Below are 10,908 nucleotides of genomic sequence, written 5' to 3'. Positions count from 1 at the left end.
GTCCGGGAAGGCGTTGGGCTGCGCCCAGTTCTCCGCCTTGGCCTGGGTCATTACCTCGGCCTTCACTTCGTCTCGGATCTGGTCGCGCACCACCTGCGGGATATAGGGTACGCGGACCTCCCCGGGGACCGCGGCGACGGCCGCCGCGGGCGCCACGGCCTGGCGCGCCTGCTGGGCCTGCAACGCCTCGGCCTCGGCCTGCCTGACCAGCGCATCGGCCTGTTCCTTCTTCAACACGCCCTGCTGTACCAACAGGCGGATCAGGTTGATCGTGGCGTTCTCCGAGGGCGCCGGCGGCTGGGCCTGCGCCTGGCCGGCCAGCGCGGCGAGCATGACGCCCATCCCCAGCGCCAGTCGGTTCACTTTCGCGTTCATCTGTGTACGGCTCCTAAGGTCCTTCAAGGCAGTCGCCTGCCGGAAATCGTTCTGGGTTGGCGTCTTCTCATCCCGGCCGCTTGCCCTGCAGGGCGATGCGCACCGGCAGGGTCAGCGAAGCCGGCGGGCGTTCTTCCAGGCGGCCGGCGGCGCGCAGCGCGGCCAGCACCTTCTGGTCGGTCTCGGGGTCGCCGCTGGAGCGGGTCAGTTCGGCCCGGGTGATATCCCCCGAGGAACTCAGCCAGATCTCCGCCTGCAGGCGGAACGCCAGGTTGCGCAGCTCCGGGTTGTCCCGCAGCAGGCGCTGGAAGGCGTAGGCCAGGTACTGGCTATAGCTGGCGTTGCCGGCGCGACCGCCGCCGGAACCGGCCATCCCGCCGCCCTTGCCGGCGCCGATGTTGAAAGCGTCGGAGCCGGACTGGGCGTCGCCATCCATCTGCATCGGGTCGGCCAGGTCGTCGGCCGGCGACGGCGGCGCTTCCTCCTGCGGCTTGACCTCCTCCAGTTCGGGTTGCGGTTCCGGCTCGACGATCTTTTCCTCTTCCACCGGCTGCTCCGGTTCCGGCGGTTTTTCCGGCGGCGGCGGAGGCGGTGGCGGCAGCGGGATGATCGCCGGCACCTTGGGCGCCTCGCGGCGCACGCCGCTCATGTCGTTGGCCCACTCCCAGACCAGCCAGGCGAGGCCGGCGAGCAGCAGCGCGCCGAGGCCCCACTTGAGGTAGCGCAGGGTCGGGTTCGCCGGGCGGCCGTCGATGGACAGCGGCGCGGCATTTTTCGGCTCGGGGGTGTGCTTGGGATCGGCGGACATGTTCATCCCGGGCCTCAGGTCGGTTTGCCGGTGACCAGGCCGACCTGGGACAGCTCCAGGCGGCGCAGCAGGTCGAGGACCTCGATGACCTTCTGGTACTGCACCGTGGCGTCGCCGCGGACCACTACCGGGAAGTCGGGGTTGAGGGCCTTCTCCGTACGCAGGCGGTCCTCCAGCTCGGGCAGGGTCACCGGGTAGGCGTCGAGGAACACCTGGCCGGCATCGTTCACCGAGATCGCCTTGGTCTTGGGCTGCGACAGCGCCACGGTGGCACTGGCCTTCGGCAGGTTGATCTGGATCCCGGCGACCTGGGCGGTGGCGGTGAGGATGAACATCACCAGCACCACCATCAGCACGTCCACCAGCGGGGTGATGTTGATGCTGTCGACGGCGCCGTCGTCGTCATCGTCGTGGCTGCTGTTCACGGAAGCCATGGCGTTCTCCTCAGGCCGGCAACGGCTGGCCGTTGCGACGATGGGCCACTTCGCTGAGCTGGCTTTCGCCATGCACCTCGGCGAGGCGGGTGACGAACTCGTCGACGAACACCCGCATGTCCGCGCTGACTTCCTTGTTCCGCGTGACCAGGCGGTTGTAGCCGAACAACGCGGGGATCGCGACGAACAGGCCCATGGCCGTGGCCAGCAGGGCGGCGGCCATGCCCGGGGCGATGGCATTGATGTTGACGTCGCCGGCCATGGCGGTGCCGAGGAACACCACCATGATCCCCAGCACGGTGCCGAGCAGGCCGATGTAGGGGCCGCCGGCGATGGCGTTGGACAGGCTCGACAGGCGCGAGCCGAGCTGCTGGTTCTCCTTGGTGCGCACGCCGTCCATGGAGGCGCGGATCGCCTCGATGGTGGCCGCGGAGACGGAAGAGGTGTCGGCGCCCTGCTCGCGGCGGGTGCGGATCTCCTTCACCGCCACCTGGTACAGGCGCCACAGCGAGGAGTGTTGCAGGCGGGCGGCCAGCTCGCGGTCGTCGGCGAGCAGTTCCAGGCGCGTGCCGACCTCGGCGAAGCGCTCGCGGAACAGCCCGTTGGCGCGACTGACACGGCCGACGTTCTGGTTCTTGCGGTACATGATGACCCACGACTGGACCATCATCAGCGCCAGGATCGCGATGATCACCCAGGCATCCAGCGGCACTGCGTTGAGCAGGAAGCCGAGCTTGCCGAAGCCGAAGCCGGACTGCTTCTCGTCGACCCCGTAGGCCACCAGGCGCGACTCGGCGCCCTGGGCGGTGGCATCGGCGAGGAGCAGCGCCGCCGGGCGGGCGATCTTCGACAGGCGCAACTCGTCGATGGCGCCCTGGAAGGGTTGCAGGGTCGGCGCCGCGGCGCTCGCCTCACCTTCCCCGCTTGCCGCTTCGGTGGCGACCGCAGGCGCGGCCTGGCCTTCCGCGCCGATGGCGATCGCGCCGCTGAACGCCGGCAGCGCCGCCGCCAGGCTGGCGACTTCGCGACCGCCGAGATACAGCGCCAGCCGGGTACCGTCGGCGACCAGCGCCAGATGCTGCCATTGCCCCTGCGCCAGGGCCTGGCTGGCGGCAGCGCGCTGACCGTTCAGCTCGACGAAGGGCGCGCCCTGGGCCAGGCCGACCAACAGGGCGTTGCCGCCTTCGCGGCGCGACAGCAGGACCTGTTCGCCGGCCAGTTGGTCGGGACGCACCCAGCCGCTGAAGCTGAAGGTGCCACCGGCGCTCACCGCCAGCGATGGGCTGGCCGGCAGCAGCAGCGGCTGGCCCAGCAGTTGCGCGGAGCGACCGATGACGCCCTCCACCGGACTGCCGGCGGCGGTCTGCGCATTGTTGGCGTAGGCGGTGGAGTCCCGCGGCGGAGTGCCCGGCGCACCGTCGAAGTGATAGACCAGGGTGTAGTCCGGGTCGAACACCGACTGGCCGTTGCCGCTCTCCGGCGCCTTGGCGTTGCCGTAGTACATCCAGATGTCCTGGCGCTGGCCACCCTCCACCCGCGGCACGTCGACCCAGATCAGGGCCATGCCCATCAGTGGGTCGAAGCTCTCGACCTGGTGGCGCAACACGGTCTTGTCGTCGGCGGCGACGAAGCGGATGTCCGAGCCGTTCTCGTTGACCCCGTCGAAGGTGAAGTTGCCGGTATGCAGGCGCACCAGCAGCGGCAGGCGACCGAGACTGTCGTTGATCGCCGCGCCTTGCGGGGTGGTATCGACCGAGACCTGCTTGCGGTACTGCCAGTCGTCCTGCCACCAGGCACTGGCGCTGGCCGGGGCCAGCAGGCCCAGGCAGATCAGCGATGTCAGCAATAAGCGATACATGTGGGGTTACTCCGGGGTCAGCGTCAGAAGCTCGCCTGCACGCTGAAATGCAGGCGCGAGTCGTGTTTGTCGGTGTTCGTCCCTTCCAGCAGCGGGAAGGCCCAGTCGAGGCTGCCGGACAGCCAGTCGGCGAGTTGCGCGCGGGTGCCGATGCCGACGCTGGCCAGGCTGAAGTCGTCGTCCTGCTCGGGCAGCGCATCCTGCAGGCGCAGTTGCGCGCCCTCGGCGAACACGTAGAAGCGCCAGTCGTTGACATAGCTGCCGGCGCGCTTGCCGAGGAAGCGTCCGAGGGACGGCGTACGCCATTCCTGGGAGAGCAGGTAGCCGTCGTCGGCGGTGTTCTCCGCCGCCAGGTAGCCACGCACGCTGGTGGCACCGCCGGCAGCGAACTGTTCGTTGGAGATCAGCGGCCCGGAGGCGAGCTGGAAGGCCGCCTTGGTCGCCACCTGCCAGTCGCCGCCGAAGGTCAGGGTGTGGTTGAGATCGCCCTTGAGCACACCGAAGCCGGACTTGGCGCGATAACGCTTGCGGTCGAATTCCTCGTCGTCGTCGCCGTAGCCGAGGAGACTGCCGGTACCGGCCACCAGGCTCAGGCCGAGGGCCAACTGGGAACGTTCGGTGTAGCGGAAGCCGTTGTAGCTGAGGGTCAGCGGGGCGTACTTGATCGGCACCCTGTCGTTGTTGCCGCCGATCCGGGTCTGTTCCTCGAAGTCCTTGAAGTCGACGCCGAAGGAGAACGAGTGCGACCAGAGGCCGGTGACCGGCAGGCTGTAGATCGCCGCGACGCCATAGGAATGGCCCTGGCCGACCACATTCATGCTGCCCACCGTGGCCACGTCGCTGTCGGACTGGTAGCCGGACAGCTGCACGCTCCAGCGCTGGCTCAGCGGCGCGGTGTAGGAGCCGGACCAGACCTTGGCGTTGTCCTGGTCCTGCGGCGCGGTGAAATAGGTCAGCGAGATGGCGTGGCCGAGTTGCCAGAGGTTGTCGTAGCCCAGCGAAACCACCGAGCGCAAGTGACGGGTGTCGGCGCTGTAGTCGTTGTTCAGGCCGATGCTGGCGTGCCAGGGATTCTTGTCTTCCACCTGCAGGTCGACGTCCATGGTGCCGGGCCGCTGGCCCTCGCGCACCATCGGCAGCACCTGGCGGCCGGGGGTGCGGTTGACCTGCGCCAGCTCGCGCTGGACCTGGGCGAAGTCGGGTACCTTGCCCTCCTCCAGGGCCGGCACTTCCTCGCGCAACTCCACCGGCGAATAGTGCTTGGCACCAACCACCCGGACGCGACCGACAGTGGTCTCGGTGACCTGCAGGTAGACCACCCCGCCGCTCACCTGCTGCTCCGGCAGCTCGACGTAGACCGACTGGTAGCCCTTCTCCTGGTAGGCGGCCTGCAGCGCATCGCGCGCCCCCTCGATGTCGCCCAGGCTGCGCTGCGGTCCAAGGAAGGGATACACCGCCGCCTCGATGGCGCGGTTGTCCAGCACGGTGTTGCCGCGTACCACGTACTCGTTGATGTCCACCAGACGCTGGGGCTCGGCTCCCGCCGCGGCGGGAGGGGCCTCGTCGGCCAGCGAAGCGCACGACAATGCGACAGCCAGGCAACCGATCGACCAGCGCTGGCGAAACGGGTGCGCACAATTGAACAGCGAACGCTTCACACGGTCCCCCGAAGTTCCATCGGGACTTATTGTTCTAATGCAACAAGTCCGTTCATCGAACAGTTCTATGAAAGACAACAAACTAGCGATGACGCATGAACAACCTGTTAAAAACAGCGCCCCGCCCTTATGAAATTTCGTTCTTCTCTATTTTCACTTTCGCGCTAGATATTCAGCCGTCGCGCTCCGCCATGGCGCGCTTGCCATGTATGCAACAAGGCGAAGTTCAGGGAGAACTCCGGCATCTGCATGAGATCCCCGGAAATCACTTCCCCGATAATCCTGCCTATTATCCTTACCGCCTCCGCGCTGTTCAGCAGGACGGTTATATCGCCGACGAAAACCGGAAAACTCCAGATCTTCTGCTTCATTTCCAGGCCGACGAACCAGCGATACAGCAGGTTGTAGTTCAATTGCTCGTACAACTGCTGCTCGCTGGGAATCGCGTACAGCAGTTGCAGCAGCAGCGCATGGATCAGCGGCTCCGGGGCCAACTGCATGCCATGTTCGCGGGCGAGCGCCGAGAGGACTTTAGCCTCTTCGCCAAGGAGACTTTCTATTTGCGGTTTCAGCAACGCCAGGGAATGTCCCGGCGGTATATAGCTGGACACTTCCTTGAGCGCCCCCTGCCAATCTTCCTGGGACACTATCCAGACCCATGGCGCCCCATATCGATAAACCGATACCGGTTTCTTGCGTGCGGCTTCGACGATCTTCGATAGGCGCTGGTCAAGTTCCTGCATACCGACTTTCGAGTAACTTTCCATCAATACTCACCGTCCTTCGCCGTATTCACCGGAGTGACCACGGCCGTTAGCGGATACTGTTCTCTTGTTTCAGAGCGGAACGCGTCTTTCTCGAACGACACGCTCATTTCCAGCAACCGGTCAGCGCAACCGGGAAATGGCCGATTCCTTTCGTTCCCGTCCCTGCCTTTCACCACTGAATTCCGTTTTCCTCATTCACACCTGTTTGACGGCAACCCCGCCGCACCACCGAACTTTTGTCATGAAAACTTCATGCGACCGGCCGTTCGCGCGCCGCCGGCGGGGACGAACGGGCATTCACCCGAGAATCGACCAGCACCTCGGAAGTTCGCCGAAAAAAAGGCCCTCCGTGGGGAGGGCCTGGCGGGTATCGTGCCTCCGCGGCGGTGCCTTACAGGATCAGGTTGCCGCGCTCTTCATCGGTCAATTGGCTGCGCGCCTGTTCGCCGAGGGCTCCGGCGCCGAGCACCTGCACGGCGCTGTCCGGGTTGTAGCCCGGCGAACGACTGGCGCCGTCGCGCGAAGGCTCCAGGCGCTCGTTGCCGAACCCGAGCACCTGCACCGTGATCACCGACGGCATGCGCTGCCGCGCGGCGGCCTGCTGCTGGCGACTGACGTCCTCCGCCGCCTGGGTCGCGGAACTCGCCGCGGCGCTGGCGGAGGTCAACGCACCGGTATTCACCGAAGCCACCAGCGGAATGCCGCTGGACTGGCCCTGGGTCTGGATGTTCGCCGCGTTGACCACCTGCAGCGCCGCCACGTTGACGTTGCCGGAGACCCGGATGCCCGCCTCGCCGGCATCGATGGTGCCGAGCGGGGCGATCAGGTCGATGTCGCCCGGCGCCACTTCGGGAATCGGGTTGAGGGTGGCGATACCGGCGCCGGTGCTAGGCACCTGCGGCGACAGGCTGACGTTGCCCCAGGCGTCGTAGATGCGCCGCGGCGGGGTGTAGACCACGGTGGTCTTGCTGCCGCGCCCGGCGTTGATGTCGCCCTCGGCCGACCAGATCTGGATATCGCCACCGAAGGTGGTCATCACCCGGCTCTGGCCGAGCAGGATGCTGCTAAGGGCGTAGGAACGGATATTGCCAACGCCCTGGGTCACCACACCGGCGGTGGACGGCGGCGCCTCACCTTCGATACCGAATACCTGCTGCCCACCCGGGGTGAGCAACTGGATGTCGCCACCGAAGTTGGTATGCACGCCGGCACCGCCGTACATGACGATATCGCCTTCGTAGCTGATCGGATTGCCCGCCGGATCGCGCTCGGGGAACAGCGCGGCGATCGCGTTGCGCCCGCGCAAGTAGCTGCCCTGGCGCACTCCGCCGACCTCGTTGTACTCGCGGCCGCCGGCCTTGAGCTCGGCGAAGTACACCTCGCGGGCGAAGATCCGCTGCTGCTCCGCCGAGAGGCCGGCGAGGAACTCCCGCGCCTGCTGTGCGTCGCCGCTGAAGCCATAACGCCCGCTCAACCATTCGATCAATTCGTTTTCGTAGATCCGTACCACCTTGCCGGGCTGTTCCGCCAGGGGCGTTCCTGCCTGCGCCAGGTTGTCGAGCTCCAGGTAACGCCGGAGGAAGCCGGAGTAGTCCGCCTGGCTGGCGCCCGCCTGCAGGACGATGCTGGCGCCGGAGCGCGTGTCGCCCGCGGCGACCGCCCCCAGGCTGGTGACCGCCACCTCGTCGTTCATCAGCAGGTTGCGTCCGGCGCTGATCTCCAGGCTGCCCGGTCCCGCGACGTTGAAGTTGCCGTAGAGGATGTCGCGCCCCGCCTGCACCAGCGACACGTCGGTAGCCGAGGTATTGACGAACAGATTGCCGCTGCTGGCGTAGACCCCCATGTTGTCGCTCGCGGTCCGCTCGGAGCCCAACCCGGTGCCGCTGCTGACGATGTCACGGCCGGCGATCATGCGCACCGCACCATGCCCCTCGTAACGCAACTGGCCGAAACGCACATCGCTGGTCCCGGTGTAGCGCAGCAGCCGGCCACTGTCGACACCGACCAGATCACCCGCAAGGGCGTAGAAGCGCGACGGTTCCAGCGCCGCCCCCCATTCGCCGGAGACGCTGTTGGCGCCGAAGGCGAACAACGGGAAGTGGTTCGTGTCGGCGCGGCTGCCGTCGCTGGACAGGTTGTCGACCTGCCGCGTGATCCCGGTATAGCCCTGGTAGCTCGGATTCAGCGGCGTGGCCAGGCTGCCGGTGCTGGCGCCGGAACGGCTGATGCTGTAGCCGCCGGCGTAGATGGAGTCGCCGGCCAGCAGGTCGAGACGGCCCTGACTCGACGGCGCCAGGACCAGCGCGGTCCTGTCGCTGCGAGCGTTTTCGCGGAGTGTCGCGTTGCCATAATAGAGGCTGCCGGTCAGCGCCACGGCCGACAGCTTCGCCGGATAGACCAGCGCGGAATCGGTGTCCTGTTCCGTCCTACCTTGGGAAACCGGGGTCAGGTTGCCTCCCGCCGATGTCAGGTCGATCGCCGTGCGTTCGGTCCACAACGAGAAACCGCTCAGGCCGTAACCCTCGACACCGCTGGCGCTGGTATAGGGGGTGCCGTTCATCAACGGCGTCCGCCCGGGATCGACCACCCCTTGCAGCACCAGGTCACCCAGGCTGTTCAGGCTGAAGGTGGCGTCGCCCGGCACCAGCGTCGGCCCGCCGTTGGCCAGGCCGAGGGTCGAGACGAAGGGATCGTAGGCGCGCCGTTCGCCCGGAACCTGATCGCTATCCAGACGACCATAGATCAGATCGATACCACCCAGGCTCGTCGCCCGGACCTGAGCATTGCCGCGCAGGTTGACCATCGCGCCGTACAGTGAACTGCCCTGATCGAAGGGCGTCAACGGGTTGAGCGCACCGCCGATACGTACGTCCATGTCTCCGCCGCCGCTCAGGGTCAGTTGGCCATCGGCGCCTACCCGGCCGCTACCGCCCACCGCCAGCACCAGCCCCTGGCTGCGCTGCGACGTTTCCTGCGGAACGCTGGACGTGCGCGCCTCGATGACGCCCGCATCGCCCGCGACCTTCAGGCTCAGATCGCCACCGCCCAGGGTGCCGATGCCGGTGAAGCCCACCTGCTGCGTGGCGGCAGCCGCTCCATCGCCGCCCGGCTGGCGCGCATAGGTGCCGAAATTGATCCACCAGGCGGTGCGGTCGGCCGTACCGGCGGTCGAACCGCTGCCCTGGCGCCAGAGCCAGTTGCCGACGGCCGCCGAGTCGTAGCCGGCGTTGGGTACGGCGCCGGACAACCGACCCAGCACATCGCCGCGCAGATCGCCACCGACCGCCAGCGTCAGGTTGCCGCCCAGGGTCGGGTACCAAGCGCTGTAGAGGCTCTGTTCGCCGCCGTCCACCCATTGCTCGTAACCGCCCAGCGCCGGATCGCGCAGAACGCTGCCGCCGTCCCTGGCACGCGCCAGGTTGTAGCTGGAATCGACCGCGCTCGCGGTACCGGCGGTGTAGACTCCGAATGGCGAATCCATACGCAGGTTGCCGGCGGCGAACAGGTCGAGATCGCCAGTGCCGGTGCGCAGCACGCTGAAGCGCGAAGCGTAGGGTTCGGCTTCCAGCGCATAGTCGTCGCTGGACGCAGCGCACCAGGTCGGGAAATCGTCACAGATGGTCGGGTAGCCCAAAGCCTCCGGGTCCAGTGGGTCGCCCGGCTTGATGCCGGGGTCGCCCCATCCTGCCACCCCTTCCTCGGTCCACACCATGCCGCCCGAACTCGCGGCGCACCAGGTCGGGAAATCGTCGCAGATGGTCGGGTAGCCCAAAGCCTCCGGGTCCAGTGGATCACCGGGCTTGAGGCTAGGATCGCCCCAGTTATCCACCCCTTCCTGGGTCCATACCAGCCCACCACCCGCCGCCGGTATGCGCCGCATGCCGTAGTGCGTATCGGCGAGGCGCATCTGCCCGCTGGAACGCGGATCGGTCAGCCGCGGATCGGCCGCCTGCAGATCGGCGCCAGCCACCAGGCGCACGCTCCAGGACTGCGAACCGGCCGCCAGCATCGGCGCGATGGCCCAATTGTGCGAAACCGCACCGGCCGGGCGTACGTCCACCGACGCGGCGCCATCGGGCAGGCGGATATCGCTGCCAGCCGGCAGGAAGGCCCCGGCGCGCAAGGCCAGTCCACCGGCCAGACGCACGCCGTCGACTTCGTCGTTGGCCAGCGTGGCGCGGCCGGGCAGCGGCACGCCGCCCGGCCAGGTCATCCCCGTCACGGGCGTCGCCAGCGGCAGACGGCTGCCGGCGCCGAGGCGGGTGCCGGCGGGCAGGTCCAGAGCCTCGCCAAGCAGGCTGCCGGCCGGCCGGAGCAGGTTGCCGGCGGCATCCAGCAACGCTCCCTCGAGCACCGTTCCCGCCGGCAGTTGCAGTGGCTGGCTGAGCACCGCCTCGACCGGCAGCCGGGTACCGGCGGCCAGGGTCATGGCCTTGATCGGCAGTTCGAAGTTGAGCGTCTTGCCGGCCGGGAAGAAGCTGTCGTCGTCCAGCCGCACGCCAGCCGTCGGCACCACCCGATCGCCGCCCAGGTGATCCTGGCCGGCTAGCAGCAACCAGCCCTGATCGTCGTCGGTTTCCGGCGGCGGGGCGAAACCGTCGGTGACGCTGCCGTAAATGTTCAGGTCGCCGCCGGCGCGGATCGCCAGCGAACCGGCCTCGCCGGAGCCGTATACCGAGGTTTTCGCCGTCCGCGGGTTGAGACTGGCGTAGCGATGGCCCGACAGGTCCAGGTCGCCCTGCACCACCAGGTCGCCATCGGCCGTGGCGCTGACGATCTCCAGCCCGGGGCGCAGGTGGAAAGCTTCCGCGTAGGTGGCATTGTTCAATCCAGCCAGCTTGCCGTCGAGCAGGGCGCTATTGGCCAACGCCGCCTGCATGAACAGTTCGCTCTGCTGGTGCTTGCCATCCAGGTAGGCCTGGGTGATCTCCTGGTACGGCCGGCCGTTGCTCGCCGGCAGAGCGGCGACCGGCGCGTCGTCGTAGCGCTGCACGGCACTGAGGGTGAT

Annotated in this window: 7 protein-coding genes; all 7 read right to left on the bottom strand. The window is 67.5% G+C overall.

Going from position 1 to position 10,908, the window contains the following annotated elements; translation table 11 throughout:
* The coding region (locus FFS27_RS20385; RefSeq protein WP_177527256.1) for a putative porin at positions 1 to 375 on the bottom strand (375 nt) is incomplete at its 3' end.
* A 67-nt stretch (positions 376 to 442) separates the two neighbouring features.
* On the bottom strand, positions 443 to 1,189 hold the full coding sequence (locus FFS27_RS20380; RefSeq protein WP_003098450.1) for an energy transducer TonB family protein: 747 nt from the start codon (positions 1,187 to 1,189) through the stop codon (positions 443 to 445).
* 8 nt (positions 1,190 to 1,197) lie between these two features.
* A complete protein-coding gene (locus FFS27_RS20375) occupies positions 1,198 to 1,617 on the bottom strand; it encodes an ExbD/TolR family protein (RefSeq protein ID WP_003085366.1) in 420 nt (139 codons plus the stop codon).
* Positions 1,618 to 1,627: 10 nt separating this feature from the next.
* Positions 1,628 to 3,475 carry a DUF2341 domain-containing protein gene (locus FFS27_RS20370; protein ID WP_003116530.1) on the bottom strand — a complete coding sequence of 616 codons (1,848 nt, stop codon included), beginning with the start codon at positions 3,473 to 3,475 and terminating at the stop codon, positions 1,628 to 1,630.
* Positions 3,476 to 3,498: 23 nt separating this feature from the next.
* Complete coding sequence (locus FFS27_RS20365; protein WP_015503474.1) at positions 3,499 to 5,133, bottom strand: ShlB/FhaC/HecB family hemolysin secretion/activation protein; 1,635 nt, start codon at positions 5,131 to 5,133, stop codon at positions 3,499 to 3,501.
* Positions 5,134 to 5,297: 164 nt separating this feature from the next.
* The gene (locus FFS27_RS34100; RefSeq protein ID WP_003085362.1) at positions 5,298 to 5,900 is read right to left on the bottom strand and encodes a transposase; all 603 of its coding nucleotides are present in this window, start codon (positions 5,898 to 5,900) and stop codon (positions 5,298 to 5,300) included.
* A 391-nt stretch (positions 5,901 to 6,291) separates the two neighbouring features.
* The coding region (locus FFS27_RS20355; RefSeq protein ID WP_171019208.1) for a filamentous haemagglutinin family protein at positions 6,292 to 10,908 on the bottom strand (4,617 nt) is incomplete at its 5' end.

It is taken from the genome of Pseudomonas sp. 2VD, from assembly GCF_005503585.1.
GTDB classification, from domain to species: domain Bacteria; phylum Pseudomonadota; class Gammaproteobacteria; order Pseudomonadales; family Pseudomonadaceae; genus Pseudomonas; species Pseudomonas aeruginosa.
Note: the sequence above shows the minus strand (reverse complement) of the source record. Positions and strands in the feature narration are given on the sequence as shown.